Below are 25,351 nucleotides of genomic sequence, written 5' to 3'. Positions count from 1 at the left end.
CGGGTCCACTGACAGGAGGTGTCAGTGGACCCGGCCTAGCCTCCCGCCATGAGCCTCATCGTCGAACTCCGGCAGTACACCCTCCACCCGGGCGCCCGTGACACCCTGATCGACCTCTTCGAGAGGGAGTTCGTCACCGGGCAGGACGCGGCCGGCATCGCCGTCGGCGGCCGGTTCCGGGACCTGGACGACCCCGACCGGTTCGTGTGGCTGCGCAGCTTCCCCGACATGGCGGAGCGGGAGCGGGCGCTGCACGCCTTCTACGGCGGGCCCGTCTGGCAGGCGCACCGGGTGCGGGCCAACGCGACCATGCTGGACTCGGACGACGTCCTGCTGCTGCGGGGGCCGGGGTTCGCCGCCCCACGGGCCGCGGGGCCGACGGCCGTGACCATCTGCCACCCCCGGGACCCCGCGGCCTTCGCCGGCCACTTCGAGCGCCACCTGCGCCCCGCGCTGACCGCCGCCGGGACCCCGCCGCTCGCCGTGCACCGCTCCGAGCACGCCGAGAACACCTTCCCCGCGCTGCCGGTCCGGACCGGTGAGGACGTCCTGCTCTGGTTCACGGCGGGGGAGGCGCCGGTGCTGCCGGACCTCTCGGCCCACCTGGAGTCGGCTCCGCGGCAGCTCCGGCTGGGACCCGTATGGGGAGGGCGGTCCTAACGCTCCAGGACCGCCTTGAGGGCTGCGGCCAGGGCCTCGTCCGCCGGGACCTGTACGTCGGGGACGACGCCCACGCCCTCCCAGTTGGTGCCCGTCACCGCGCTGATGCTCCGTGCTGCCGGCACCGTCACGAGGACGTGCTCGGCGACGGGGTGGCGGGCCGTCGGGTGGGCGCCGCCCCGGGTGGTCGCGCCGACGACCACGGCCCGGCCGTGCGTCTGCAGGGTGTACGCCACGTCCTCGCCGCCGGAGAACGTGATCCCGCTCGTCAGCACGTAGACCGGCCGGCCGTCCGCGTAGCGCGGCCCGGGCAGGTGGGCGGAGGTCCAGAACTGGCGGGTCGAGTCGGTGGCCCGTTCGTAGATGTCGTGCAGGTGCACGTCTCCGTCGGGGAAGAAGTGGCTGTTCCACAGCGCCGCCCCCTCCGGCGACCCGCCGAGGCACGCCCGCAGGTCCAGGATGAGCGCGGAGGTGCCCGCGACCAGCTGCATGGCCGCGCCGATCGCGCTCGCGCCCTCGATGGCGGTCGCGATGCGGCGGAGCTCGATGAGCCCGATGTTCCCGTCGAGGCGCTCCACGCGGCGGATCCCCTGGTTCTCCGCGCGGAGCAGGGACAGGAAGGCGGCCTCGCCCCCGTCGTCGTCGACCGGCTCCAGCGACTGCGGCTCCTCCGTCCACAGCAGCCGCAGGTGCTTGTCCGGGCAGACTTCCTGGAGGTGCGCCGTCACCGCTTCGCACAGCTCCCGGTCGTCCAGGCCCTCGTACGCGCCCGAGGCGATCCGGGTCCGGATCGCCTCGTCGATTGCCGCGGTCTTGTCGGGGAAGACGTAGCCCGCGGTGATCCGGGCCAGGGCCTGCTCGACTATGTGTTCGTTGGTAGGCATGGCCGATCATGCTAGGGCGCCATCACCTCCGGTGACGAGTGGTTTTCCCCCGCGCGCCGACGGTCTTCCCGACGGCCTTCCGTGTTCAGTCCGGAGGCATGGCCGGGCGCGGCGGATGGCGCAGGACGTGGCGGGTGGCGGAACGCAGGGCGAAGGCCATCACGACCTCGAACACGCCCAGCAGGACCAGCCACAGGCCCAGCAGCCGGGTCAGGGCCACCGCCGAGTCCACCGGGAAGCAGAGCACGACGATGCCGGCGACGACGCCGAGGATGCCCAGGCCGATGGTCATGCCGCGGTGCACGAGCGAGCGGTCGGCGATCGCGACGTACGTCGTGAGCACTCCGGTCAGCAGCCAGAAGATGCCCACGATCAGGGACAGTGCGCCGATCGTCTGCATCGGGTGCCGCAGCACCAGGACGCCGGCCAGGATCGCCAGCATGGCGATCAGGACGGCCGCCAGCCTGCTGCCGCCGCCGTCGCGGCTGTGCGTGAAGGCTCCGACGAAGCGGAAGCCGCCCACGACCAGGAGCTGCAGGCCGATGATCACGGCCAGGATGTGCAGGGTCTCGTCGGGCCAGACGAGGATCAGGATGCCGGGGATCAGGGTCGCGAGGGCAAGGCCGAGCGCCCAGTGCCACGAGCTTCCGATCTGCTTGAGGGTGTCCTCGGGATCGCTGTGGGTGTACTGCGATCCCGAGTCGGGGGATACGGCCATCACCGCCTCCTGGGCCAGCAGAACGGCCCGCGTGGGCACCTCGAAGGCGCCGGACGGGCCTTGTCTACCCTTCCCGTCCATTTTAGATCGATTTGATATCTCTTGCCGGTCCGTCCGCGTGTGCGGCGGTGCTCCCGCCGTCACCGCACGGACCGCCATGACGGCGACCGGCCATCTCCCCCGCATCGGAGAACCCCTTCCCGAAGGTGCGATACCGGCGAGAAAGAGGAAGCAGCGGCCAAGTCCTGAGCAGAACCTATGAGTTGATGGGTGGCCCGGGTGCTGCGGCCGGGCCGCCCCCGGCTAGGGGATCAGGTGGTAGAAGATCTCGCTGATGTGCGTGTCGAACGGCGGCGCCCCCAGTTCCCGCGCGGCCGGCAGGATCCTGTCCTCGAGGAAGCGCTCGTAGTCGGCCTTCGACTCCCATACGTCGACGACCATCCAGCCGCCCCGCTCGTCCGCCGACGCGGTATGGACGAGGAGCCCGGCCGGCGGGTTCCCGGGATCCGGAAGCACCCGGTCGTTCATGGCCTGGTAGAGCTCCTGGGTCCATTCCGCGCTCCGGTTGTAGACCAGAACTGCCATCTCGGTTCCTCGATTCCTGAGCGGAGTGGTGAGGGGGGTCCGCCTGCGACGCTACGACCGCGCCAGGGCGCCGGCGGAGCGTGACACCCCTCCGTACTCCGACCGCCGGAACGCACCACTTGTCGGGGCGGCCGATCATTAAGCCCGGCATCTGCAATCAGAAAGGGCAAATCTTCATAGTGGATGCGGCATCAAAGGGCTGCTAGAGTCCGCATGCGCCATTCCGGACAGGGTGGCGAGATGGCCGGTCCGAATCCCTGGCCCGCCCCCGAGCGGCGTACATCCGCAGGGCGGCCAGCCGTTGTGATGCCGTGGCAATTCCGCACCGACGACGCCCGCGCCCCAGCCTCCGGAACGCCCGGTCACCACTGCCGCCCATCGCCTTTCGCTCATCGGATGGGGAGATCCACATGAACACAGGACTTCTGCGCCGCTTCGCCACCGGCAGGACGCTCGCACTGGGTGCCGTACTGGCCCTGGCAGTGCCGGCGACCGCCTACGCCAACACCGTGGGCGTGACCGTGAAGACCCCCGGGGCCACCACCGGACCCGGCTCTGCCGACTCCGAGATATCGACCCATGCCGACTGTTCCAGTGGCCTGATCTCGGGCGTTGGCCTCGACCAGGCCATCGGCACCGGCGCGAGCGTGAACGGCAACCACGTCAACGGCACCTCGCCCAGCTCCGACGGCACCACCGCATACACCGGCTCCACCGGCGTCGTCGGCACCGACGTGACGCACTGGCTCGGCATCGGGGGAAGCGGCGGCCAGGTCAACGCCTCCTTCTCCACCACGCCTTACGCGATGTGCTTCACCAGCAGCCTGATCGACCACACCCAGGTCGTCATGAACAAGGCGAACACACCCACCGCCGGGGCGACCGCGGGCCTCGTGACCGCGACCTGCCCGGCCAACACCCGCCTCCTGGGTGGCGGCGCCCGTACGACCCCGGGCACCACGGGCAGCCTCAAGACGATCGCGAGCTTCCCCACCTTCAACAACTCCGCCCACGGCTTCGGCGCGAAGGCCGCGGCGGACGGCGAGACCAACCCCGACTCCTGGTCGGCCGTCGGCTGGGACTCCGGCGCCAACGGCGCCAACTACACCTACGCCTACGCGATCTGCAGCGCGGACGGCATCGACCTCAAGCACGTGGCCACGACGGTCCGCTTCACGGAGGTCGACGGCCCGAACACGGCCTCCACGGGGACGACGGCGACGACCGGCTGCTCCCGCGCGGACGGGCAGCTGGTCAGCGGCGGCGCGGCGATCAGCGGCGGCAACGTGACCACGACCGACTTCGGCAAGGCGACCTCGGGCGGCCCCCACCTCAACGGCAGCTTCCCGAGCGACGCGGCCGGCACCCCGTTCGCCGACGGCAGCTCCAACCCGTCGTACTGGACGGCGTCCACCCACAGCGGCGGTTCGCCCTCCCAGGGCAGCTACTCCGACGTCTGGGCGCTCTGCCTGGACGTGCAGCACGGCCACAAGAAGTAGACCCCCGGCCCCGACCCGGAGCCGGCCCCGGCCCCGCCCCCGGTTCAGCCGCCAGCCGCCGCGACGAGCCGCTCCGCGGCCTCCCGCGCCCGGCGGGCCGGCTCCGGGCCGGGGTCCAGGGCCGCCACCACCGTGGCGCCCTCGACCAGGATCAGCAGCTGGTCCGCGAGCCCCGGCCGCTCCGGCCCGGCCAACTCGCCGAGCAGGGAACGGAGTTCCGCCTTGTGGCGGCGTACTACGTCCAGCACCGCGGCCGGGCCGGTGCCCAGCTCCCCGTAGGCGTTCAGGAACGCGCAGCCCCGGAAGTCCGGCTCGCAGAACCATTCCGCCAGCCAGTCGAAGACGGCGGGCACCGGCTCCGGGGACCCGGTGACGGCCTCGCGCAGACTGCTCGTCCAGCGCCGGTCGCGCCGCTCCAGGTAGGCCGTGACCAGCGCTTCCTTCGCCGGGAAGATCCGGTAGAGCCGCTTGAGGGGGACGCCCGACCCGGCGCGGATGCGGTCCATGCCGACGGCCTGGACGCCCTCCGCATAGAACAGCTCCTCCGCCGCGTCCAGCAGTCGGGTGCGGGCCTCTTCGTCGTCCATACCGGCAGGGTAGTCCAGATTCCCTTGCGGGGAGAACGCTCGTTCTCTAAGGTGTGAGAACGAGCGTTCTCCTGTCGTTCCCGCTGTTCCCGCCGAGAGGGATGGATCACCGTGACCGAGCCCGAAACCGCCACCGCCACCAGCACCGCCGTGCGCCCGCCCCTGCCGCCCTTCACCGCCGAGTCCGCCCGCGCCAAGGTCCAGGCCGCCGAGGACGCCTGGAACAGCCGCGACCCCGAGCGCGTCTCCCTCGCGTACACGGAGGACTCGGTCTGGCGCAACCGCGACCGCTTCCTCACCGGCCGCGCCGAGATCCGCGCGTTCCTCGCCGGGAAGTGGGAGCGCGAGCTCGACTACCGCCTGCGCAAGGAACTCTGGTCCTACACCGGCAACCGCATTTCCGTCCGCTTCGAGTACGAGTGGCACGACGCCGACGGCCAGTGGTACCGCAGCCACGGCAACGAGCAGTGGGAGTTCGCCCCCGACGGCCTGATGAGCCGGCGGGAGGCGAGCATCAACGACGTCCCGATCGAGGAGGCGGACCGCCGCCTCGGCCGGACCGCGCTCTAGCGGCGCCGGGCGATGACCTCCATGCACACGCGGTAGCGCTCGCTGACCGCGTAGTGCAGGGGCTCGAAGCCGTGCTCCTCCAGCAGGGAGTAGAGGCGGGCGCGGCTGAAGTTGTGGAAGTGCTCCAGCTCCCCCCAGTACGGGTTGGCGTTGCGCGCGTCGAGCAGGCGCCAGGCCGCGCAGTCGTAGTGGGGCATCGACGCGAAGAGCACGCCGTCCTCGCGCAGCAGCCGGTGCGCGGCGGCGAGGCCCCGGCCCGGGTACGGCATGTGCTCCAGTACGTCGGCCATGCTGATCACCGCGTACCGGCCGGGCTCGTCGAGGGTGGTGAGGTCGGCGCAGCGGGCTTCGATGCCGAGTGCGCGCAGCCCCTGGGCCGTGGCGGGGCGCAGGTCGAGGCCCTGGGGCTCGAATCCCCACTCCTCCGCGGTGAACAGCAGCGACCCGTTCCCGAAGCCGACGTCGAGCCAGGCGCCGTCCTGGACGTAGCGGGCGACGCGCTCCACGATGCGCGCGGAGACGTAGCGGTTCTGCTCGAAGTCCGCGCCCGGCTGCTGTTCCGGGTGGGTCGAGGAGAAGACCTGCGCGCAGGCCTCGTCCGTGAAGTAGCCCTCGGTGAAGACGTGCCGGCATGCGCCGCACCGCATCCACACCATGAGGGGCGAGACGACCGGCTTGTACAGCGCATGGTGCGAGCAGTCGCCCGTGCGCAGCTCGGAGATGTCGGGCGCCGAGCAGAGCGGGCAGGCGTCGTACAGGTGACGCGACTTGTGGGGTGCGTGGCTGGTCGCGGTGACCGTGCTGGCGGACATGCCCGGAACGTACAGGCCGGTCCGCGCGGGCGCGCGATGCCGCGCGGGGCCTATCGGGTGGTCCGGTACGGCCCGCCCCCACCCGCCCGGACCGGCCCCGGCCGGCCCGCGGTGCCGCGGGCTACGGTGTGTGGTGGGCCTGGGTGATGAGGTCCGTGGCGACCTCCAGTGCGGCCAGCCGGGTCTCCTCCGGGTCGGCGTCCACGTGCTGGAGGAACATCATCCCGGCGTGCAGGGTGAACAGGGCGCTGACGCAGCGGACCTGGTCCGTCACGGGTCCGTCCTCCGTGCGCAGCAGCTCGATCAGGCGGAACAGCCGGGCCTTGACCGTCTCGCCGATGCTCAGCTCGCGCGTGGTCGCCTGGTTCTCGTGCATGAAGCGGTAGAGCGAGGCGCCCGCCGCCATCGCCTCGCTGTAGCGGCGCAGCACCTCGCGCTTGGTCTCCAGGGTGGGCGGTTCCTTCTCGGCCCACGCGATCAGCTCGTCGATGGGACGGGTCACGTCCTCGAAGAGGCTGATGATGATGTCTTCCTTGGTCTTGAAGTGGTAGTACAGCGCCGCCTTCGTGACCTCCAGCCGCTCCGCGATCTCGCGCAGCGACGTCTTCTCGTAGCCCTGCTCGGCGAAGAGCTCCAGTGCGACGTCCTGGATGCGCTGACGCGTGTCGCCACGGCGCCGCTGCGGACTGCTGCTGGACATGACTCTCCTCAGGTACTTACTTGACGCCCGGCAAGTTACGGGTCTACCTTCCCCAGTGTAGTGAACTAGCCGGGCGGCAAGTAAGTGCCGGTGAACGAATAAGTACCAGAAGAAGTACACGGGGAGTGGAACATGGTGGACGTGGCGAAATCGGCCGGGACCTCCGAGGGGGTGAAGCCGCGCAGCGTTCGGGTCGTCCTCATGGCCCTCATGATCGCGATGCTGCTGGCCATGCTCGACAACATGATCATCGGTACCGCGATGCCCACGATCGTCGGCGAGCTCGGCGGCCTGGAGCACCTCTCCTGGGTGGTCACCGCCTACACCCTGGCCACCGCGGCCTCCACCCCGATCTGGGGCAAGATCGGCGACATGTACGGGCGGAAGGGCTCCTTCCTCACCTCGATCGTCATCTTCCTCATCGGCTCCGCGCTCAGCGGCATGGCCCAGGACATGGGCCAGCTGATCGGTTTCCGTGCGATCCAGGGCCTCGGTGCCGGCGGTCTGATGGTCGGCGTCATGGCGATCATCGGCGACCTGATCCCGCCCCGTGAGCGCGGCAAGTACCAGGGCATGATGGCCGGCGTGATGGCCCTCGCCATGATCGGCGGCCCGCTCGTCGGCGGCACCATCACCGACCACATGGGCTGGCGCTGGTCCTTCTACATCAACCTGCCGCTCGGCGCGGTCGCGCTCGCGATGGTGACGGCGGTGCTGCACCTGCCGAAGCGGACCGACCAGGTCCGCCCGAAGATCGACTACCTCGGTGCGGCGCTTCTGACGATCGCCATCACCTCCACCGTGCTCGTCACCACCTGGGGCGGCACCGAGTACGCCTGGGGCTCCGGTGAGATCATCGGCCTGATCGTCCTCGGCGTCCTGTCCATCGCCGCCTTCATCTACGCCGAGACCAAGGCCTCCGAGCCGGTCATGCCGCTGCACATCTTCCGCAGCCGCAACTTCACGCTGATGTCCGTGATCGGTTTCCTGGTCGGCTTCGCGATGTTCGGCGGCGTGCTCTACCTCCCGCTGTTCCAGCAGTCGGTGCAGGGCGCCTCGGCCACCAACTCGGGCCTGCTCCTGCTGCCCATGCTGCTCTCGATGATGGTCGTCTCGCTGATCGCGGGCCGCATCACCACCAACAGCGGCAAGTACAAGATGTTCCCGATCATCGGCGGCGCGCTCATGGTCGTCGGCCTGTTCCTGCTCGCGACGATGGACACCGGCACCACCCGCCTGGTCTCCGGCCTCTACATGGCCGTGCTCGGCGCCGGACTCGGCTTCCTGATGCAGATCACCATGCTGGTCGCGCAGAACAGCGTCGAGATGAAGGACATGGGCGTCGCCTCCTCCTCGGCGACCCTCTTCCGTACGCTCGGCGGCTCCTTCGGCGTGGCCCTGATGGGCTCCCTGTTCACCACCCGCGTCACGGACACCATGTCCGAGCGCCTCGGCCCGCAGGCCGCGAACGCCGCCGGCTCCGCCCAGCTCGACGCCGCGAGCCTGGCCAAGCTGCCGGAGGCCGTGCGCGAGGCCTACCAGCACGCGGTGGCGGCCGGTACGCACTCCGCGTTCCTGCTCGGCGCGGCCATCGCCGTACTGGGCTTCGTGGCGGCCTGGTTCGTCAAGGAGGTCCCGCTGCGGGGCGCGGGCCCGGCCCCGGCCGACGGCGCGGAGGGCGGCAAGGCCGCCCCGGCGCAGCAGGAGTCGCTCGCCCACTGACGCCCGCCGAAAGGCGGCGGCAGCAGCCGAACAGCCCGGCCCCGGCGGACCATTGGTCCTCCGGGGCCGGGCTTTTGCCTGGTCACACCAGTCCCATCTGTCCCATTAGCTGGATTTTAAGGCCCAATTGGCTGGAACCTCCCCGCTGTCCCGATCGTCCTGATCCACAGGACGCTGACAAGGCGGATGGGGAGTGGACAGCATGGACAAGCAGGGCATCCGGGCCCGTGCGGCCGTCGTGGCCTCGGCCGTCGCCGTGGGGGCGACGGTCTGGGGAGTGGCGGTCTTCGTCGACTCGGGACACACGGCCTCGCACCGGAGCGTGTCGCAGCAGAAGGACGCCGACGCCAAGGGTGACCGGGCGTCAGGAGGGCAGCCGCAGCAGCCCCAGGGGATACCCGAGTCCATAGCCCACGCGTCGGAGGGCGGCGCGGACGCGGTCAACATCACCATCGACGACGGCCCGGACCCCCGGTGGACCCCGAAGGTGCTCGACGTGCTCGGGAAGCACGGCGTGAAGGCCACCTTCTGCATGATCGGACCGCAGGCCAAGGCCCACCCCGACGTGGTCAAGCAGGTCGTCGCGGCCGGACACCGGCTCTGCGACCACACCATGAGCCACGACACGGCCATGGACAAGAAGCCCCTCGCCTACCAGGAACAGCAGATCCTGGAGGCGAAGAAGCTGATCGAGGAAGCCGCGGGCGGCGGCGCGAAGGTCGAGTACTACCGGGCCCCCGGAGGCGCGTTCACCCCCGACAGCCGGCGCGTCGCCGCCGCGAACGGCATGCGCCCGCTCGGATGGAACGTCGACACCAAGGACTTCGAGAAGCCCGGCACGGCCGCCATCGTCGACGCCGTGAAGCGCGAGATCGGCAACGGCCCGACCGTGCTCTTCCACGACGGCGGCGGCAACCGCACCCAGACCGTCGAGGCCCTCGACCAGGTGCTGGCCTGGCTCGAGGCGCAGGGCCGGCCCACCGGCTTCCCGGTCCGCACCTCCTGACTCCCGGCCCCTCCTGACACGCCGTCCGGCGGCGAACGGGTGAGGGTCGGCCGTGCGCCCCGCCCCCGGGTGTTCCCTGGTCGGGCGCGTACGAACGTACGCTCACCCGCCTGCCGAAGCCGCCTGCCGAGCCGCCTGGAGGACCCCGTGAGCATCGCCCCCGCCAAACTCTCCGACCCCGTGGTCGGCGCCCTCGTCAAAGCCGTCAACGCGCACGACAAGGCGGCCTTCACCGCCCTGCTGACCGCCGACGCGACCATGTCCGACGACGGATCCGAGCGCGACGTCGAGGACTGGACCGAGCGGGAGATCTTCTCCTCCAACGGCCACATGGACGTCGAATCCGAGGCGGACGGCGGCCGCAGCCTCATCGTCAGCTACCGCAACGACACCTGGGGCGAGATGCGCACCGCCTGGCGGTTCACCATCGCCCCCGGCGGCGGAAAGATCAGCCGCTTCGAGACCGGCCAGGCGTAGTCCGCCCGCTCAGAGCCCCCGCACGGCCTTCAGCACCGCCGCCGTCAGACGCCCGTTCTCCGGAGCCGCCCCGCCCGGGAAGCAGAAACGGCGGCGCGTGTAGCCGTACGCGATCCCCGTGACCGGGTCTGCCCAGCCCAGCCCGCCCGCCGCGCCGCTGTGCCCGAAGGCCGCCGGGCCCACGTCGGGGAGCTTCTTGAAGCCCAGTCCGAAGGGGTTCGGTACGCAGAACACGCGGTCCTCGCCCGGCGTGTGCAGCTTCGCGACCTCCGCCGCCGTGTCCGCCTCCAGCAGCGGGGCCCGCTCGTCGAACCCGCCGATGGCGGCCGCGTACAGGCCCGCGACACCGCGCGCCGTCCCGATCCCGCCGGCCGAGGCCGGACCGAGCCGCCGCGTCCTCGGGTGGTTCGCGTGGACGATCAGGTCCATCGGGGGCTCCCGGTGCGCGTTGAAGGCGACCGGCAGCAGCTCCGGCCCGGGCCCCGCCGGAGCCGCCGCCTGCCCGGGCGTCGGCAGCACGGGCAGCACCGGCTTCCAGCGGCCCTCCAGCGCCTCGGGCAGGCCCATGTACAGGTCGAGCCCGTACGGGGCGCGCACGCGCTCCTCGTAGAGCTCCTGGACCGTCCTGCCCGTCGCCCGCCGCACCACCTCGCCGGTCAGCGCGCCGATCACGAAGGCGTGGTAGCCGTAAGCCGTCCCGGGCTCCCAGAACGGCTTCTGCCGCGCCAGCCTCGATGCGACGAGCGCGTCGTCCGCCAGCTCGTCGTAGTCGAAGCCCTCGTCGCTGTTGATCAGCCCCGCCCGGTGGCTGATCAGCTCGCGCAGCGTCAGCCGCTCCTTGCCGTCCCCGGTGAACTCCGGCCAGTACGACGACACCGGACGGTCCCACTCCAGTACGCCGTCCTGCACGAGCAGCGCCACCACCAGGTGCGCCGCGCCCTTCGTGATCGAGTAGACCCCGCTCAGGGTGGCGCCGTCGGTGTCCTCGCCCGCCCACAGGTCGACCACCCGCCGGCCCTCGTGGTGCACCGCGAACTGCGCCTCGGGGGAATGCGGTTCGGCTGCCGCGAAGGCCTCGAACTCCTCCCGCACCGGCTCCCAGCCCGCCGCCACCGTCCCGTTCACGTGCACGCCCATCGGATCCCCCGCAGATCGCTCGCCTCGAAGTCGTCGGACATCCGCCAACCGGCGCCGGTCACGGGATATTCCGCGGTCCGCGGGCTCCCGTACGGGTGAATGCGCGCCCCGTGTCGTTCCGGCCCGCCGCAGGGCCCCGTTGGACCGGGCATGAAGCGCACCCGCATCGCAGCTCTCGCCCTCGCCACCGCCGCGGCGGCCCTCGCTCCCGCCCTCGGCCAGGCGGCCACCGCCGCCGAGGGGACCTCGTTCCTCCAGGACCCGTCCGATGGCGAGAAGGCCATGAAGTCCATGTGGACCAAGGACGAGATGCACAAGGTGGAGGCCCAGTTCCGCTTCCACCCGGGGATCCAGTACAAGACGGTCACCCGACCCGGGCCCGCGGCCGCCCCGGACTACGAACGGCAGGTCCCCGACCCCAAGACCCTCGCCTGGCAGCCGGGTTACGAGTTCGCCTGGGCCGTGTCGGACTCGACGGTGGTGAAGAAGGCGCTGACGACCAAGGACGGGAAGCACCCGATCGTCGTGCACGCCGTCCTGCGGCGCAGCGGGGACCGCGCCAAGGCGGGGGAGGTGCACCAGGAGCTGACGGGGAAGCCGGCGACGGGGCGGGCGAAGGTCGCGGGCGGCAAGCGGATCGCGTGCGACACCGGCGAGTACACGGTGGAATGGTCCGTCACGCGTTCGGGCTACGGGACGCTCACGGGCACGCTGCGCTGGGACTCCAGCTGCGAGCAGTACCGCACGGCGTTCGCCCAGGACCACGGTCGGCAGCGCTGACGGACGGGGTGGTACGGCGGTTGTGGCCTGTCGCCCCGCGCACCTTGTGGGTGCTGGGCGGGCGACCGGGCCGCGGCCTCGGATCGAGTGCCGTGATGGCCATCCTGCCGCAACGGGTGCGCCGTGGCAGGGGGCGAAGGTCCTGGATCAAGGGGACCTTCAGTGCTTCTTGGCGGCCTCGCTCGCCTTGGCGGCGATCTCCTCGAGAACGGCCTTCGGGTTGCCGTCGGGTTCGACCGCGCGCCCGATGTTGCGCTTGATGGTGTCGCTGACGGTCACCCAGGTCGGGTCGTTCACCGGGTAGAGCTGGGCGCCGCGCAGCGCGGTCAGGAACTGCGTGTCGTTCTTGTCCATGCCGCCGTTGCCGCCCACGGCGCGCGAGGCGGAGGTGGTGGACGGCAGCAGGTGGTACCGGTTGGCGAACTCGGACAGGTTCTTGTCCTGGTAGACGAAGTCCAGGAACTGGCCGATCCCCTTGCGGTTGCCGTTCTGCTTGAACGCCATCATCCAGTCGGCCACGCCGACCGTGGGAGGGGTCTCGCCGGAGCCGAGGTTGTCCGAGACCGGCATCTCGACGGTTTCGACCTTGATGCCCTTGGCGCGCGCTTCGTGGAGGAGCGAGGGGTAGCCGTTGAGCATGCCGACGTCGCCGGCCAGGAAGGCGTCGAAGGCGTCGGCGCGGTTGAGCTGGGACGGCGGGACGGGCCCCGTGAGACCGGCTCCGACCAGGTCCGACTTGACCCAGCTCCACGTCTTGATGTTCTGCTCGGAGGCCAGGCTGTAGTTGCCGCTGCTGTCCGCGTAGCCGCCGCCGTTGCTGAGCTCCCAGATCAGCGCCTCGGCGTGCGCCTCCTCGGGGCCCAGGGGCATCGCGTACGGGAACTTCACGCCCTTGCTCTTCAGCGCCTGCGCGTCGGCCTTGAGGTCGGCCCAGGTCTTGGGCGGATTCCTGATGCCCGCCCTGTCGAAGAGCGCCTGGTTGTAGAAGAGCAGGCGGCTGCTCGCCACGAACGGCAGGCCGTAGAGGGTGGTCCCGACGGAACCGGCTTCGGCGAGGGGCTGCAGGAAGTTCGCCTCTGCCGTGACCGAGAGGAGCTCGTCCGCGGAATAGAGCTTTCCCTGCGCCGCGAAGTCCGAGTAGGAGCCCATGAGGGCCATGTCCGGCGCCTTGCCGGCCTTGACCATACGAGAGACCTCGCGGTCGATGTCGGCCCACGGCAGGAGTTTCACGTCCACCTTGATGCCGGGGTGGGCCGCGGTGAAATCGGCCGTCACCTTGTCCCAGAAAGCCTTGGAACTCGTGGCCGGGTTGTCTCCGTATTCGGCGGCCACCAGATGCAGGGTGCCTTCGCCGTCCGCGGCGTCCCCGGAGTCGTCACCACATCCGGTCAGAGATACCAACAGACCGAGCACGACCGCTGTGGCGGGCGCTCCGAAAATCCTTCGTCGCACGGGTGTATTCCCCTGAATTTCTTTTGGCTGGCGATGCTACTTATGAGTCACTCCGGGCTGGGGTGTCCCTCCGTGGCCCGTTGGCCGGAATTCTCTCCTGAAGGGGGGTGGCTTGGTTCCATTGGGGCAGCACTTGTGTTCAATGCTCCAACTGCGGCATTTTCCGATTGTGTTTTCCGATATGAGATCCATAATTCGGACGCGCGTAGACATGCCGAAAAGCCCGTTTCCTGTTCGGAAACGGGCTGGAACACGCCGGAAGGCGCCGGCGGGGAGGGGGAGGGGTCTAGTCGGTGAAGTCGCCCGCGTACGGGTCCGGCTCGCCGGTCTCCGGGTTGCGGCCCTCCTGCCAACGGCGCTGGGCCTTGCGCCAGTGCACGAAGCTGAGGTGGCCGCCGTCCCAGAAGGTGATGCTGACCGGGCTCACGTCGAACTCGTCGGAGCAGAGCCGGTACAGGAATTCGGCCATGCCGTACGGGTACACGGCGAAGGAGTCCGCGGTGTGCCGCCCGCAGACCAGGACCGGCCACCGGTCCGGGTCGGGGTCGGAGGTGAGCCAGCACAGGACGTCCGAGCCGCCGGTGACGCCCCAGGCGAGGATCGACTCCGGGTCCACGTCGAAGGCGGCCCGGCCGCCCTCGTCCTCCCAGATCTGGCGGGCGTTGGAGGTCTCCTCGGCCATCTCCGCCGGAGCCCACTGGAGTCCGGGCTCGGGAAGCGGGAGCAGGATGCTGGCCTCGCCGTTGATGGAGCCCGCTCCGAAGCGGCCCATGAACGCCACGAAGTCGGACGGGAACCGGGTCCCCCAGGCCGCCTCGGCGGCCCGCCAGTCGATGTCCTCGTCGGCCCCGTGCGTCGCCGGCATGATCTGCTCCAGCGCCTTGATCCGCGCGTTCTCCGTCATGCCGCTCCCCTGAGACCCCAGCTCAACCGCCCCAACCTACCGCCGGTGAGGGGCCTCGCCTAGCCGCGCGTGAGACGCCCGGATACGTCCGCCTTGACCGTGGTCCCGACCCGCAGGCCCCACGCGGCCATCGCCCCGGCCTCGGCCTCCAGGACGTGCCGGGCGCGCAGCCGGGGCAGGCCGAGGCGGCCGGGGGGCATGGTGGTGACGGCGCGCACGCGCAGGTTCCGGTCGAGGTACGCCACGTCGATGGCGAACCGCATCCCGAAGGTGTGCACGCTCGCGGCGGGGGTGAGGAGGAGGGCGCCGTCGATCCCGTCCCGGCCGAGGAGTCCGCGGGTGCGGGCGCGGTAGGAAGCGGCGACCTCCAGGGGGACCCGGGTCCCCTCCACCGTGAGCGTGCCGCTCCCGTCCCACCACTTGGCCATGCGGCCAGGCTAGGCGCCCCGGCCCGGCTGTGCGGCCCATTCGCCGATGGGGCCGGCCCGCCCCTGCGGCGCCGCTGCCGGGGCGCCGCCCCGGAGAACGGTGGAAGGGGGGTGGGGGACCGGCTCCGCGCAGCGGCACCCGCGGTCACCCGTCCGGCGCTACCGTCGCCGGATGGGTGTCGTGCTGATCGTCCTCGCCGCGGGCTACGGCGCCGCCGCCGGATGGCTGCTGCCGCGGGCGGTGTACCGGTTCTCCGTCGAGCCCGGAGACCCCTGGCGGGGCAGCTGCCCGCAGGGCCACCGGCTGGCCGGCTGGCTCGGCCCGGCCCGCTGCCGCACGGACGCGCGGCAGGCGGCGCTGAGTGCGCCCCGGCCCGGGCCACCGCCCGCGGTCGCCGCGGCGCACGCCTACGGGCGGCGGGGCGCCCCCCTCGCCGCGCTCACCGGGGCGGTCTGCGCCGGGATCGCGGGCGCCGTCGGGGTGCGGCCCGAGGCGGGGGTGTACGTGGGGCTCGCGCCGCTGTTCGTGCTGCTCGCGCTCGTCGACCGGGCCGTGCACCGGCTGCCCGACGTGCTGACCCTGCCGCTCGCGGCCGCCGCCGCGGCCGGACTCGCCGCGGCGGCCCTCCTGCCCCGCGCCGGAGGCGACTGGCGGGGCGCACTGCTCGGGGGCGGCGCGCTCGGGGCCGCGTACCTCCTGCTGTTCCTGATCAACCCCGCCGGCATGGGCTTCGGCGACGTCAAGCTGGCGCTCTCGCTGGGGGTCGCTCTTGGGTGGTACGGGTGGGGGGTATGGGCCACCGGGGTCTTCCTGGGCTTCCTCTACGGGGCCCTGTACGGGCTGCCACAGGCCCTGAAGGGCCCGGACGCCCGGAAGCGGGCCTTCGCCTTCGGCCCCTTCATGGCCGCCGGAGCACTCACCGGAGTGCTGCTGGGCGGTTTCGGAGCGTAATCGTGTCGCGGCAATGCACGCATCACGCTTTACGAAGGGTTATGGTGGAACCCCCCCCTCGGGCCGGTCCGTATCCCCCCCACGGACCGGCCCGTTTTTCGTTCTCCGGGCCGGTCGGGCAAACCCGCAGGTCAGCCGCGCTGGGCCCAGATGTTCGTGCCGGGCGTGGACACCGCGAAGGAGTCGATCTCCTTCAGCTCGTCCTCCGAGAGCCGCACTCCGGCCAGTGCCGCCACGTTTTCCTCGAGCTGCTTCACGCTCGACGCGCCGATCAGGGCCGAGGTCATCCGCTCGTCGCGCAGCACCCACGTCAGCGCCAGCTGGGCCAGGGACTGCCCGCGCCGCGCGGCGATCTCGTTCAGCCCGTTGAGGCGGCGGACGACGTCCTCCGAGAGCAGCGCCGGGTTCAGGGACTTGCCCTGGGTGGCCCGCGAGCCCTCCGGGATGTCCTTGAGGTACTTGCCCGTCAGCAGCCCCTGCGCCAGCGGCGCGAAGGAGATGCAGCCCATGCCCGCCTCCTCCAGGGTGTCGAGCAGGCCGTCCTCCTCCGTCCAGCGGTTGATCATGGAGTAGGAGGGCTGGTGGATCAGCGGGCGCACGCCCATGCCCCGCAGGATCCGCGCCGCCTCGGCCGTCTGCTCCGCCGTGTAGGAGGACACGCCGACGTACAGCGCCTTGCCCTGCTGGACCGCGGACGCGAGGGCGCCCATGGTCTCCTCGAGCGGGGTCTCCGGGTCGAAGCGGTGCGAGTAGAAGACGTCGACGTAGTCCACGCCCATCCGCTTCAGCGAGGCGTCGAGCGAGCTGAGCAGGTACTTGCGGCTGCCCCACTCCCCGTACGGCCCCGGGTGCATGAGGTAGCCGGCCTTGGTGGAGAGGATCAGCTCGTCGCGGAAGGGCGCGAAGTCCTGCGCGAAGATCTTGCCGAAGTTCAGCTCGGCCGAGCCGGGGGGCGGACCGTAGTTGTTCGCCAGGTCGAAGTGGGTGACCCCGAGGTCGAAGGCCCGGCGCAGGATCGCGCGCTGGGACGCGAGAGACCTGTCGTCGCCGAAGTTGTGCCAGAGGCCGAGGGAGATGGCGGGGAGCTTGAGGCCGCTGTGGCCGGTGCGCCGGTACTCCATGGAGTCGTAGCGCGAGGGTTCTGCCCGATAGGGATTGGTATCAGTCACGTTGTCCTCCCTATCACGGAGTTGTGACAGACCGAGTTGGGTACCCCCTCCCGGCGCGCAGTAATGTGGCCGCCTCGGGGGAGGGACCGCACCGCATTTCGCACGGGGGCATTGCACGGAGGGGCTGGAAGATCGTGAAGCTGCGCGACCTGGTGTACAGGCTCTACGCACGCCGGGTGGAAGGCCGCCTCGACCATGACGCGGCGCCCAAGCACATCGGCGTCATCCTGGACGGGAACAGGCGCTGGGCGAAGGCGTCCGGAGGCACGACGGAACAGGGCCACCAGGCCGGGGCCGACAAGATCTCCGAGATGCTGGGCTGGTGCACCGAGACGGACGTCGAGGTCGTCACCCTGTGGATGCTCTCCACGGACAACCTGGACCGGCCCGAGGTCGAGCTGCGCCCCCTGCTCAACATCATCGAGAACACCGTGCGGGGCCTCGCCGCGGACGGCCGCTGGCGCGTCCACCACGTGGGCAACCTCGACATCCTGCCCTCGCAGACGCAGACCGTCCTGAAGGAGGCCGAGCAGGCCACGCAGGACATCGACGGGATACTCGTCAACGTCGCCGTGGGCTACGGCGGCCGCCAGGAGATCGCCGACGCGGTCCGCTCACTGCTGCTGGAACACGCGCAGAAGGGCACCTCCTTCGAGGAGCTCGCCGAGATCCTGGACATCGACCACATCGCCGAGCACCTCTACACGCGCGGCCAGCCCGACCCGGACCTGGTCATCCGCACCAGCGGCGAGCAGCGGCTGTCGGGATTCATGCTCTGGCAGAGCGCGCACTCCGAGTACTACTTCTGCGAGGTCTTCTGGCCGGCCTTCCGCAAGGTCGACTTCCTCCGCGCGCTCCGCGACTACGCGGCCCGCCACCGGCGCTACGGCACCTGAGGCCCCTTTCGACCCCTGCCCCTCCCGGGGCGTCTGACAGCGCCTCGGGCCCCGGCACACCCTCCCCAGGGGGGGGTGTCTTGCCGGCCAGGCCGGGCTCGCGGCTCCCTGATCCGGCCCGACCGGCAATACACCCCCTGGAACCCTTCACCAGGGATTCACCGAGCGTCCGTCATATGCCATGGCATGGCCTGGCCTGATCGGGGAATATCCCTTTCAGGTCGATGCCCGATCCACGGGTGTCGAGTCTCAGCGGACGGCATGGGGTCGTCCGCCCGGGAGGCCCTTTGCACCAGGACGCACGTGCGGTTCGCACGGACGGAGTGGGAGGGCCGGAAATCGGCCCCGCATGGGTGCCGATGACCGGTCCGGTCTTCATGGCCCGACCTCTTCCGAGGGGGTACGTCCTTCCGTGGTGACCAGCACAAAGCGCCGCCTGCCCGACAGGCGGACCTACGTCCTCGACACCAGCGTCCTGCTGGCAGACCCCCACGCGATCTCCCGTTTCGAGGAGCACGAGGTCGTGCTCCCGATCGTGGTGATCACCGAGCTGGAGGCCAAGCGGCACCATCCCGAACTCGGCTACTTCGCGCGCCAGGCGCTGCGCCTGCTCGACGACTTCCGGGTTCGCTACGGTCGCCTCGACGCCCCCATCCCGCTGGGCGATCTGGGCGGCAGCCTGCGCGTCGAGCTCAACCACTCCGACCCGGGTGTCCTGCCCGCCGGTTTCAGGCTGGGGGACAACGACTCGCGCATCCTGGCGGTCGCCCGCAACCTCCAGGCCGAGGGCTACGACGTCACGGTGGTCTCGAAGGATCTCCCACTGCGCATCAAGGCCTCTTCGGTGGGCCTGCTCGCGGAGGAGTACCGCGCCGAGCTCGCGATCACCGATGCGGGCTGGACGGGCATGAGCGAGCTCTCCCTCTCCGGGGAGCAGATCGACCTCCTCTACTCCGAGGACCGGCTCTACGTGCCCGAGGCCGCCGAACTGCCCGTGCACACGGGGCTGGTCCTCCAGTCCGAGCGCGGCAAGGCCCTCGGCCGGGTCACGGCCGACGGCAACGTGAAGCTCGTACGGGGCGACCGCGAGGCCTTCGGGCTGCACGGCCGCAGCGCCGAGCAGCGCATCGCCCTCGACCTGCTCCTCGACCCCGAGATCGGCATCATCTCCATGGGCGGCCGGGCCGGCACCGGCAAGTCGGCGCTGGCGCTGTGCGCGGGCCTGGAGGCGGTGCTGGAGCGCAGGCAGCACCAGAAGGTCATGGTCTTCCGCCCGCTGTACGCGGTCGGCGGCCAGGACCTCGGCTATCTGCCGGGCGACGCTTCCGAGAAGATGAGCCCCTGGGCGCAGGCGGTCTTCGACACCCTCTCGGCGGTGGCCGGGAAGGAGGTCATCGAGGAGGTGCTGAACCGCGGGATGCTGGAGGTCCTGCCGCTCACGCACATCCGCGGCCGCTCGCTCCACGACGCGTTCGTCATCGTGGACGAGGCCCAGTCGCTGGAACGGAACGTCCTGTTGACCGTTCTGTCCCGGATCGGGTCGAATTCACGGGTCGTCCTCACCCACGACGTGGCCCAGCGCGACAACCTCAGGGTCGGCCGGTACGACGGAGTCGTCGCCGTGGTCGAGAAACTGAAGGGGCATCCGCTCTTCGCGCACGTCACGCTGAACCGCTCCGAGAGGTCCCCGATCGCGGCCCTCGTCACCGAGATGCTCGAATCGCTATAAGGAGCACAGAGGGGTAAAACGCCCATAGCGGGAAGGTCAGTTGGCGCCGCCCGGCAAAGGCCCGAGAGCCTAGCCGGGCGGCGTCGTGCTGCACAGCCCTTTGGCGGAATCAGTGGCATCGAGCCAGGTGTGACCTTTCCCACGCAACGGAGAATTGCCTTGCGGCGTGGCGGTCCGGCAGAGTCTGGTTTCCGTCAGGCCCCGCATACGGCACACCTGTACCTCCCGTGAGGTACGCGCAGCACCACAACTCCACACTTGATTGCCGTATGCCGCCCGGAGTTTCACGCGGCAGCCCCCGTCAGGGAGCTGCCCACGGGCCAGCGCCTCCAGTGACCCAAGAACCACGGAGGCCAGAGTCGAGGGCACTATTGCGCCCGCGCGGTCACTGCGGACGCTGCTGGAAGGACACCGTGTGAGCCGGATCTCGGTCCGGGGGTTCGCAGTGGCTTCGGCCACCGCGGTCACCACCGTCGGCGCAGTCGTGGGCGTTGCCGCCGGCGACCCCTCGAACGACCTCGAAACGACAGCGTCCGGCGCGACTCTCCTCACTGACATCCCGGTCGGCGACCAGGCATCGGTCCAGAGCGGGTCCCTGACCCAGCAGGCCGACACCATCGCCCACGCCGCCGAAGCCGACGCCAAGCGCTCGGCGGAGGAGGCAGCCCGCGTGCAGGCCGCCGAGGACGCCAAGTCCAAGAAGGCCGCCGCGGAGAAGGAGAAGGCGGACGCCGAGGCCAAGGCCAAGGCGGACCGCGAGGCGAAGGACGTGGCCAGCCGCTCCGCCGCCCGCGACGCCGGTGACTTCGCCCTGCAGAGCTCCTACACGGTCGCCCAGGTCAAGGACATCGCCCGGCAGATGGTCCCGGCCGGCCAGTTCCAGTGCTTCTCCAACATCATCAACCAGGAATCCACCTGGAACTACAAGGCCGTCAACTCGTCCTCGGGCGCGTACGGTCTGGTCCAGGCGCTCCCGGGCTCGAAGATGGCCTCGGCCGGAGCGGACTGGCGCACCAACCCCGCGACGCAGATCAAGTGGGGCCTGAACTACATGAACGACCGGTACGGCAGCCCCTGCGCGGCCTGGACCTTCCACCAGTCCAACGGCTGGTACTAGGCACCGCGAGCCGCCGCACCCCCTGCTCAACCCCGAGGAGCCCCACACCGTCATACGGTGCGGGGCTCCTCGCGTGTACGGTCTTTCGAGGTGTGACCACGGGGCGGGGGGAAGGGAAAGAGATGTCGAAGAGGGCAGGCTGGCTCGGCCGGCTGGGGAGCAAGCTGAACCGGATGGAGGCGGCGCTCGACGAGCGGCGCGCCGAAGTCGCGGCCGAGGCGAGGGGCGACCTGCCGGGCCGTGCCGTGCCCGGACCCGGCCCGGTGTCCGAGCGCGACAGGCTGCCGGCCCCCGCCGCCCTCCCCGAACGCCCCGATCCGGCGAGCGTGGTCCCGTGGGGCATGCGCGTGGCCGCCGAGGCCAGCTGGCGGCTGCTTCTCCTCGCCGGGATGCTCTGGGTGCTGATGAAGGTGATCAGCGAAGTGCGCCTGGTCGTCCTCGCCTTCGCCGCCGCCATGCTCGTCACCGCACTGCTCCAGCCCTTCGTGGTCCGGCTGCGCCGCCTCGGCATGCCGCGCGGACTGGCCACCGCCGTCACCGCGATCCTCGGCTTCGTGATCATCGGGCTCGTCGGCTGGTTCGTGGTCTGGCAGGTCATGGAGAACCTCGACGACCTGTCCAACCGGGTCCGCGAGGGCATCAACGAACTCAAGACCTGGGCACTGGACAGTCCGTTCCACGTGACCGAGAAGCAGATCAACGACATCGCGAAGAACCTCAGCGAGACCATCGGCACCAACACCGAGCAGATCACCTCCGCCGGCCTGCAGGGCGTGACGGTGCTCGTCGAGGTCCTGACGGGCATGCTGCTCGCGATGTTCTCCACGCTCTTCCTGCTCTACGACGGCAAGAAGATCTGGACCTGGGTGCTCGGCCTCGTCCCGGCGACCGCCCGGCCCGGCATGGCGGGCGCCGGACCGCGCGCCTGGCGCACGCTGACCGCGTACGTCCGCGGCACCGTCCTCGTCGCGCTCATCGACGCCGTCTTCATCGGCCTCGGGCTCTACTTCCTCGACGTGACGATGGCCGTGCCGCTCGCCGTCTTCATCTTCCTGTTCGCCTTCATCCCGCTCGTCGGCGCCGTGATCTCGGGCGCCCTCGCGGTGGTCGTGGCGCTGGTGACGCAGGGGCCGGTCATCGCACTGGCGGTCCTCGGCGTGGTGCTCGCGGTGCAGCAGATCGAGGGGCACGTGCTCCAGCCCTTCATCCTGGGCCGGGCGGTCCGGGTCCACCCGCTCGCGGTGGTGCTGGTCGTCGCCGCCGGCGGGATGATCGCGGGCATCGGCGGAGCCGTGGTCGCCGTGCCGCTGGTGGCGGTCACCAACACGGTGGTGGTCTACCTGCGGGCGTACTCGCGCGAGCAGCTCCACCCGGCCGCCGCGGTCGGCCCGGCGCCGCACGGCGCCACCGCGGTCGGCGCGTCGGACGGCCCGCAGGCGTGATCGGCGAGCCCGAGCTCGACGGCGGGTGGCAGGCCGGGCCTCCGCTCGACGAGGCCCGGCCCGAGGCTCCCCGGGGGCCCGCACGGCGCCGCCCGCCGTGGCTGTGGGCGCTCGTCGGGGCCCTGGCGGCCTCGGCGGTGTGGGCCGGGCTGCCGGCCGCGCTGGACCGGTTCCCCGCCGCGCCGAGGATCTCGTACCGGCACTCCGAGGACCTGTGCAAGGACGCACCGCTGACCGCGCTCGGCACCATGGCCGGAGGGTTCGAGAAGGGCCGGAGCCGCCGCGGCGGGAGTCCCGCGCTGGACTGGGCCCTGTGCAGCTACGACTCGCCGCGGATCCCGGGGAAGGCCTCGTACCACGGCGAGGTGCGCGTCGATCTGCACAAGAAGACCGACCCCGGGCCGGAGTTCGGCACGCAGCTCCTGATCGATCCGTACGGGGACGCGGAACCGGACCGGCCGGAGCAGGTCCCAGGGCTCGGCGAACGGGCCCTGATCGGCGGCACGGTGAGGGAGCCGCGGCTCCAGGTGCTCGACGGCGGGACGGTCTTCACGGTCACCGCCCAGTGGTGGGCGGAGAGCGCGGCCGTCGAGACCGACGGGGACGCCCTCAGGGCGGCGATGATCCAGGACGCGCGCGTGATGGTCGCGGCGCTGAAGAAGCGCTGACGACGCCCGGGCGGTGCCGCGCGGGCGGCTGCCGGGGCGCCGCCGTACGGATCAGGGGCCCGCGGCCGATGACGGCTGCGAGCCCCTGATCCGTATGCGCGACGCGACTACTCGGCGGCCAGGGCCGCTTCCGCGTCGAGGGTGACGGCGACGGCCTGGATCACCGAGGCGATCTTGAAGGCCTCCTGGACCGTCTCGCGGTCGAGGCCGTGCTTGCGCAGGACCTGCTCGTGCGAGTCCAGGCACTGGCCGCAGCCGTTGATCGCGGAGACCGCGAGGGACCACAGCTCGAAGTCGACCTTCTCCACGCCCGGGTTGCCGATGACGTTCATCCGCAGACCCGCCCGGAGGTTGTTGTACTCCGGGTCGGAGAGCAGGTGGCGGGTGCGGTAGAAGACGTTGTTCATCGCCATGACCGCGGCGGCGGACTTGGCGGCGGCGTACGCCTCCGGCGACAGGACCGCCTTCGCCTCCGGCTCCAGCTCACGCAGGACGATCGGGGAGCGGGCGGCGATCGCGCAGGACAGGACCGTGCCCCACAGCTGCTGCCGGGTCAGGGTGTCCTGGTTGCCGATGACCGAACCGAGGTTCAGCTTCAGGTCCTTGGCGAAGTCCGGTATGGCGGACTTGAGGGAGTCGAGGGACATCGGTCACTCACCGGCCAGCAGCGCGCCTGCGTCGAGGGTGCTCTCGCCCTTGTTCCAGTTGCAGGGGCACAGCTCGTCGGTCTGCAAGGCGTCGAGGACCCGCAGGACCTCCTTGGGGTTACGGCCCACGGAACCGGCGGTCACCATCGAGAACTGGATCTCGTTGTTCGGGTCCACGATGAAGACGGCGCGCATCGGCAGGCCGTCCTGGCCCAGGATGCCGAGGTCGGCGGAGAGCTCGCGCTTGATGTCGGACATCATCGGGAAGGGCAGGTCACGCAGGTCGGCGTGGTCCTTGCGCCAGGCGTGGTGCACGTACTCGGAGTCGAGCGAGAAGCCGAGGACCTGCGCGTCGCGGTCGGCGAACTCCTCGTTCAGCTTGCCGAAGGCGGCGATCTCGGTCGGGCAGACGAACGTGAAGTCGAGAGGCCATGCGAAGACGACCTTCCACTTCCCCTCGTACGTCTTGTGGTCGATCTGCGCGAACTCGCTGCCTGCTTCGAGCGAGACGCAGGCGGTCAGGTCGAAGGTGGGGAACTGGTCGCCGACAGTGAGCACGCGCTCTCCTTACGGAATGGAAAGTGCCCTTTTTGAGGGATTTCCGAGGGGGTTGGACGGATCTCACATGCTGACACACCTGCATTGATTACAGAAATAGCTACTCTTGCGGCAGGTGATCGGAGGTGCCTATCAGTGGCAACGGGTAACAGGGGAGCCAAGCCGGCCAAGCAGCCGACGCTCGCCCAGCTGCGAGCGTTCGCGGCGGTCGCCGAGCACCTGCACTTCCGGGACGCCGCCGCCGCGATCGGCATGAGCCAGCCCGCGCTCTCCGGGGCCGTCTCCGCACTGGAGGAGGCCCTCGGCGTGCAGCTCCTGGAGCGGACCACCCGCAAGGTGCTGCTCTCGCCCGCGGGGGAGCGGATCGCGGCGCGGGCACGGGTGGTGCTGGACGCCGTGGGCGGGCTGATGGAGGAGGCCGAGGCCGTACGGGCGCCGTTCACCGGGGTGCTGCGGCTCGGGGTGATCCCCACGGTGGCGCCGTACCTGCTGCCGACCGTGCTGGGGCTGTTCCACCGGCGCTACCCCGGGATGGACCTCCAGGTGCACGAGGAACAGACGGCCTCGCTGCTGGACGGGCTGGCCGGCGGGCGGCTCGACCTGCTGCTGCTCGCAGTGCCGCTCGGGGTCCCGGGGGTCTGCGAACTGCCGCTCTTCGACGAGGAGTTCGTCCTGCTGGCGCCGCGGGAGCACGAGCTGGCGGGGCGTCGGGACATCCCGCTGGAGGAACTGCGCGGCCTGCAGCTGCTGTTGCTGGACGAGGGCCACTGCCTGCGCGACCAGGCCCTCGACATCTGCCGCGAGGCGGGGCGGGCCTCGGGTGCGGACGTCACGACGACCGCCGCCGGGCTGTCCACCCTCGTACAACTGGTCGCAGGGGGACTCGGGGTGACGCTGCTCCCGCGGACCGCGCTGCGGCTGGAGACCACGCGGAACGACCGGCTGGCGACCGGGTACTTCAGGGAGCCGGCGCCGTCCCGGCGGATCGCACTGGCGATGCGGACCGGGACGGCGCGGCAGGAGGAGTTCCGCGCGGTGGCCGCTGCGCTGCGGGAGGCGGTGCGGCTCCTGCCGGTGTGCCTCGCGGAGTAGGCCGCCAGGGCGCCGCCGCGAGCCGCGGCGGGTGCGGCGCCGCTGCGGGGGCTCTGCCCCCGGGCCCCCGCGCCTCAAACGCCGGCGGGGCTGGAATTGCGCTCCGCGCAATCCACCCCCGCCGGGCGGGAACCTCCAGCCCCGCCGGCGTTTGAGGCGC

27 protein-coding genes are annotated in these 25,351 nt (G+C 70.9%); 14 read left to right on the top strand and 13 right to left on the bottom strand.

Translation table 11 applies throughout. The features are described 5' to 3' along the window. The first annotated feature begins 48 nt into the window (after positions 1-48). Positions 49-660, top strand: coding sequence for an NIPSNAP family protein (locus ACIGFK_RS06070; protein WP_400050724.1), 612 nt, complete (start codon positions 49-51; stop codon positions 658-660). Here the strand turns inward: ACIGFK_RS06070 and ACIGFK_RS06065 are convergent. The 3 genes from ACIGFK_RS06065 to ACIGFK_RS06055 form a co-directional block, all read right to left on the bottom strand. Further along, complete coding sequence (locus tag ACIGFK_RS06065; RefSeq protein WP_376657524.1) at positions 657-1,544, bottom strand: S41 family peptidase; 888 nt, start codon at positions 1,542-1,544, stop codon at positions 657-659. The two genes, ACIGFK_RS06070 and ACIGFK_RS06065, sit on opposite strands and share 4 nt — an antisense overlap. Before the next feature lie 85 nt (positions 1,545-1,629). Continuing rightward, positions 1,630-2,343 (bottom strand): HdeD family acid-resistance protein, encoded by a 714-nt coding sequence (locus ACIGFK_RS06060; RefSeq protein WP_400050722.1) that lies wholly within the window; start codon positions 2,341-2,343, stop codon positions 1,630-1,632. A gap of 222 nt (positions 2,344-2,565) precedes the next feature. After that, on the bottom strand, positions 2,566-2,847 hold the full coding sequence (locus ACIGFK_RS06055; RefSeq protein ID WP_376657526.1) for a hypothetical protein: 282 nt from the start codon (positions 2,845-2,847) through the stop codon (positions 2,566-2,568). A 410-nt stretch (positions 2,848-3,257) separates the two neighbouring features. Here ACIGFK_RS06055 and ACIGFK_RS06050 point away from each other — a divergent pair, with 410 nt between their 5' ends. Further along, positions 3,258-4,346: a hypothetical protein gene (locus ACIGFK_RS06050; RefSeq protein ID WP_400050719.1), complete on the top strand. Its 1,089-nt coding sequence runs from the start codon at positions 3,258-3,260 to the stop codon at positions 4,344-4,346. 44 nt (positions 4,347-4,390) lie between these two features. Here ACIGFK_RS06050 and ACIGFK_RS06045 read toward each other — a convergent pair whose 3' ends face one another. Further along, entirely contained in the window at positions 4,391-4,933 is a 543-nt protein-coding gene (locus ACIGFK_RS06045) for a TetR/AcrR family transcriptional regulator (RefSeq protein WP_376657528.1), read from the bottom strand. Between the two features lie 111 nt (positions 4,934-5,044). Between ACIGFK_RS06045 and ACIGFK_RS06040 the strand changes: the two genes are divergently transcribed. Further along, positions 5,045-5,503 carry a nuclear transport factor 2 family protein gene (locus ACIGFK_RS06040; RefSeq protein WP_376657529.1) on the top strand — a complete coding sequence of 153 codons (459 nt, stop codon included), beginning with the start codon at positions 5,045-5,047 and terminating at the stop codon, positions 5,501-5,503. On the opposite strand, the gene ACIGFK_RS06035 is transcribed toward ACIGFK_RS06040, so the two are convergent. Beyond that, positions 5,500-6,315 carry a class I SAM-dependent methyltransferase gene (locus tag ACIGFK_RS06035; protein ID WP_376657530.1) on the bottom strand — a complete coding sequence of 272 codons (816 nt, stop codon included), beginning with the start codon at positions 6,313-6,315 and terminating at the stop codon, positions 5,500-5,502. The genes ACIGFK_RS06040 and ACIGFK_RS06035 overlap by 4 nt on opposite strands. Before the next feature lie 121 nt (positions 6,316-6,436). After that, complete coding sequence (locus tag ACIGFK_RS06030) at positions 6,437-7,015, bottom strand: TetR/AcrR family transcriptional regulator (RefSeq protein ID WP_376657531.1); 579 nt, start codon at positions 7,013-7,015, stop codon at positions 6,437-6,439. A gap of 132 nt (positions 7,016-7,147) precedes the next feature. On the opposite strand from ACIGFK_RS06030, the gene ACIGFK_RS06025 reads away from it, so the two are divergent. The 3 genes from ACIGFK_RS06025 (at position 7,148) to ACIGFK_RS06015 (ending at position 10,220) form a co-directional block, all read left to right on the top strand. After that, a complete protein-coding gene (locus ACIGFK_RS06025; RefSeq protein WP_400050717.1) occupies positions 7,148-8,737 on the top strand; it encodes an MDR family MFS transporter in 1,590 nt (529 codons plus the stop codon). Positions 8,738-8,939: 202 nt separating this feature from the next. Next, positions 8,940-9,743: a polysaccharide deacetylase family protein gene (locus tag ACIGFK_RS06020; protein ID WP_376657533.1), complete on the top strand. Its 804-nt coding sequence runs from the start codon at positions 8,940-8,942 to the stop codon at positions 9,741-9,743. Between the two features lie 147 nt (positions 9,744-9,890). Next, positions 9,891-10,220 carry a nuclear transport factor 2 family protein gene (locus tag ACIGFK_RS06015; protein WP_376657534.1) on the top strand — a complete coding sequence of 110 codons (330 nt, stop codon included), beginning with the start codon at positions 9,891-9,893 and terminating at the stop codon, positions 10,218-10,220. Between the two features lie 9 nt (positions 10,221-10,229). Here ACIGFK_RS06015 and ACIGFK_RS06010 read toward each other — a convergent pair whose 3' ends face one another. Next, a complete protein-coding gene (locus ACIGFK_RS06010; RefSeq protein WP_376657535.1) occupies positions 10,230-11,357 on the bottom strand; it encodes a serine hydrolase domain-containing protein in 1,128 nt (375 codons plus the stop codon). Positions 11,358-11,507: 150 nt separating this feature from the next. On the opposite strand from ACIGFK_RS06010, the gene ACIGFK_RS06005 reads away from it, so the two are divergent. Further along, entirely contained in the window at positions 11,508-12,137 is a 630-nt protein-coding gene (locus tag ACIGFK_RS06005) for a hypothetical protein (RefSeq protein WP_376657536.1), read from the top strand. 159 nt (positions 12,138-12,296) lie between these two features. Here the strand turns inward: ACIGFK_RS06005 and ACIGFK_RS06000 are convergent, their stop codons facing one another. From ACIGFK_RS06000 to ACIGFK_RS05990, 3 genes are all read right to left on the bottom strand, one after another. After that, a complete protein-coding gene (locus tag ACIGFK_RS06000; protein WP_376657537.1) occupies positions 12,297-13,589 on the bottom strand; it encodes an extracellular solute-binding protein in 1,293 nt (430 codons plus the stop codon). Between the two features lie 286 nt (positions 13,590-13,875). Beyond that, positions 13,876-14,493 carry an SMI1/KNR4 family protein gene (locus ACIGFK_RS05995; protein WP_376657538.1) on the bottom strand — a complete coding sequence of 206 codons (618 nt, stop codon included), beginning with the start codon at positions 14,491-14,493 and terminating at the stop codon, positions 13,876-13,878. A 59-nt stretch (positions 14,494-14,552) separates the two neighbouring features. After that, positions 14,553-14,921, bottom strand: coding sequence for a DUF192 domain-containing protein (locus ACIGFK_RS05990; protein ID WP_376657539.1), 369 nt, complete (start codon positions 14,919-14,921; stop codon positions 14,553-14,555). Positions 14,922-15,093: 172 nt separating this feature from the next. Between ACIGFK_RS05990 and ACIGFK_RS05985 the strand changes: the two genes are divergently transcribed. Further along, positions 15,094-15,873 (top strand): prepilin peptidase, encoded by a 780-nt coding sequence (locus ACIGFK_RS05985; protein WP_400050713.1) that lies wholly within the window; start codon positions 15,094-15,096, stop codon positions 15,871-15,873. A gap of 131 nt (positions 15,874-16,004) precedes the next feature. Here ACIGFK_RS05985 and mgrA read toward each other — a convergent pair whose 3' ends face one another. Next, positions 16,005-17,042 (bottom strand): L-glyceraldehyde 3-phosphate reductase, encoded by a 1,038-nt coding sequence (gene mgrA / locus ACIGFK_RS05980; protein WP_400050711.1) that lies wholly within the window; start codon positions 17,040-17,042, stop codon positions 16,005-16,007. A gap of 134 nt (positions 17,043-17,176) precedes the next feature. Between mgrA and ACIGFK_RS05975 the strand changes: the two genes are divergently transcribed. The 5 genes from ACIGFK_RS05975 to ACIGFK_RS05955 all read left to right on the top strand — a co-directional run bounded on the left by ACIGFK_RS05975 (position 17,177) and on the right by ACIGFK_RS05955 (position 22,894). Further along, the gene (locus ACIGFK_RS05975) at positions 17,177-17,938 is read left to right on the top strand and encodes an isoprenyl transferase (protein WP_376661642.1); all 762 of its coding nucleotides are present in this window, start codon (positions 17,177-17,179) and stop codon (positions 17,936-17,938) included. Positions 17,939-18,350: 412 nt separating this feature from the next. Further along, on the top strand, positions 18,351-19,667 hold the full coding sequence (locus ACIGFK_RS05970) for a PhoH family protein (protein ID WP_376661641.1): 1,317 nt from the start codon (positions 18,351-18,353) through the stop codon (positions 19,665-19,667). Positions 19,668-20,082: 415 nt separating this feature from the next. Next, positions 20,083-20,784: a transglycosylase SLT domain-containing protein gene (locus ACIGFK_RS05965; RefSeq protein WP_376661640.1), complete on the top strand. Its 702-nt coding sequence runs from the start codon at positions 20,083-20,085 to the stop codon at positions 20,782-20,784. A 122-nt stretch (positions 20,785-20,906) separates the two neighbouring features. Further along, on the top strand, positions 20,907-22,226 hold the full coding sequence (locus tag ACIGFK_RS05960; protein ID WP_376661639.1) for an AI-2E family transporter: 1,320 nt from the start codon (positions 20,907-20,909) through the stop codon (positions 22,224-22,226). After that, positions 22,223-22,894 carry a hypothetical protein gene (locus tag ACIGFK_RS05955; protein ID WP_376661638.1) on the top strand — a complete coding sequence of 224 codons (672 nt, stop codon included), beginning with the start codon at positions 22,223-22,225 and terminating at the stop codon, positions 22,892-22,894. The genes ACIGFK_RS05960 and ACIGFK_RS05955 overlap by 4 nt, the downstream gene beginning before the upstream one ends. Positions 22,895-23,001: 107 nt before the next feature. On the opposite strand, the gene ACIGFK_RS05950 is transcribed toward ACIGFK_RS05955, so the two are convergent. Together ACIGFK_RS05950 and ACIGFK_RS05945 are read right to left on the bottom strand one after the other, a co-directional pair. Continuing rightward, on the bottom strand, positions 23,002-23,541 hold the full coding sequence (locus ACIGFK_RS05950) for an alkyl hydroperoxide reductase (protein ID WP_376661637.1): 540 nt from the start codon (positions 23,539-23,541) through the stop codon (positions 23,002-23,004). Between the two features lie 3 nt (positions 23,542-23,544). Then, positions 23,545-24,099 (bottom strand): peroxiredoxin, encoded by a 555-nt coding sequence (locus ACIGFK_RS05945; protein WP_376661636.1) that lies wholly within the window; start codon positions 24,097-24,099, stop codon positions 23,545-23,547. Positions 24,100-24,234: 135 nt separating this feature from the next. On the opposite strand from ACIGFK_RS05945, the gene ACIGFK_RS05940 reads away from it, so the two are divergent. Continuing rightward, positions 24,235-25,191: a hydrogen peroxide-inducible genes activator gene (locus ACIGFK_RS05940; RefSeq protein ID WP_376661635.1), complete on the top strand. Its 957-nt coding sequence runs from the start codon at positions 24,235-24,237 to the stop codon at positions 25,189-25,191. Positions 25,192-25,351: the final 160 nt, after the last annotated feature.

The sequence above is a fragment of the Streptomyces sp. NPDC085524 genome (genome assembly GCF_044541755.1).
Lineage (GTDB): Bacteria > Actinomycetota > Actinomycetes > Streptomycetales > Streptomycetaceae > Streptomyces.
Note: the sequence above shows the minus strand (reverse complement) of the source record. Positions and strands in the feature narration are given on the sequence as shown.

Coding starts and splice junctions, on each gene's coding strand:
- ACIGFK_RS05995 (WP_376657538.1), bottom strand. CDS start 14,493: ATGACGGAGAACGCGCGGATCAAGGCGCTGGAGCAGATCATGCCGGCG.
- ACIGFK_RS05985 (WP_400050713.1), top strand. CDS start 15,094: ATGGGTGTCGTGCTGATCGTCCTCGCCGCGGGCTACGGCGCCGCCGCC.
- ACIGFK_RS06030 (WP_376657531.1), bottom strand. CDS start 7,015: ATGTCCAGCAGCAGTCCGCAGCGGCGCCGTGGCGACACGCGTCAGCGC.
- ACIGFK_RS06060 (WP_400050722.1), bottom strand. CDS start 2,343: ATGGACGGGAAGGGTAGACAAGGCCCGTCCGGCGCCTTCGAGGTGCCC.
- ACIGFK_RS06055 (WP_376657526.1), bottom strand. CDS start 2,847: ATGGCAGTTCTGGTCTACAACCGGAGCGCGGAATGGACCCAGGAGCTC.
- ACIGFK_RS06070 (WP_400050724.1), top strand. CDS start 49: ATGAGCCTCATCGTCGAACTCCGGCAGTACACCCTCCACCCGGGCGCC.
- ACIGFK_RS06010 (WP_376657535.1), bottom strand. CDS start 11,357: ATGGGCGTGCACGTGAACGGGACGGTGGCGGCGGGCTGGGAGCCGGTG.
- ACIGFK_RS06050 (WP_400050719.1), top strand. CDS start 3,258: ATGAACACAGGACTTCTGCGCCGCTTCGCCACCGGCAGGACGCTCGCA.
- ACIGFK_RS06025 (WP_400050717.1), top strand. CDS start 7,148: ATGGTGGACGTGGCGAAATCGGCCGGGACCTCCGAGGGGGTGAAGCCG.
- ACIGFK_RS05950 (WP_376661637.1), bottom strand. CDS start 23,541: ATGTCCCTCGACTCCCTCAAGTCCGCCATACCGGACTTCGCCAAGGAC.
- ACIGFK_RS05990 (WP_376657539.1), bottom strand. CDS start 14,921: ATGGCCAAGTGGTGGGACGGGAGCGGCACGCTCACGGTGGAGGGGACC.
- ACIGFK_RS06065 (WP_376657524.1), bottom strand. CDS start 1,544: ATGCCTACCAACGAACACATAGTCGAGCAGGCCCTGGCCCGGATCACC.
- ACIGFK_RS06045 (WP_376657528.1), bottom strand. CDS start 4,933: ATGGACGACGAAGAGGCCCGCACCCGACTGCTGGACGCGGCGGAGGAG.
- ACIGFK_RS06035 (WP_376657530.1), bottom strand. CDS start 6,315: ATGTCCGCCAGCACGGTCACCGCGACCAGCCACGCACCCCACAAGTCG.
- ACIGFK_RS06020 (WP_376657533.1), top strand. CDS start 8,940: ATGGACAAGCAGGGCATCCGGGCCCGTGCGGCCGTCGTGGCCTCGGCC.
- ACIGFK_RS05960 (WP_376661639.1), top strand. CDS start 20,907: ATGTCGAAGAGGGCAGGCTGGCTCGGCCGGCTGGGGAGCAAGCTGAAC.
- ACIGFK_RS06005 (WP_376657536.1), top strand. CDS start 11,508: ATGAAGCGCACCCGCATCGCAGCTCTCGCCCTCGCCACCGCCGCGGCG.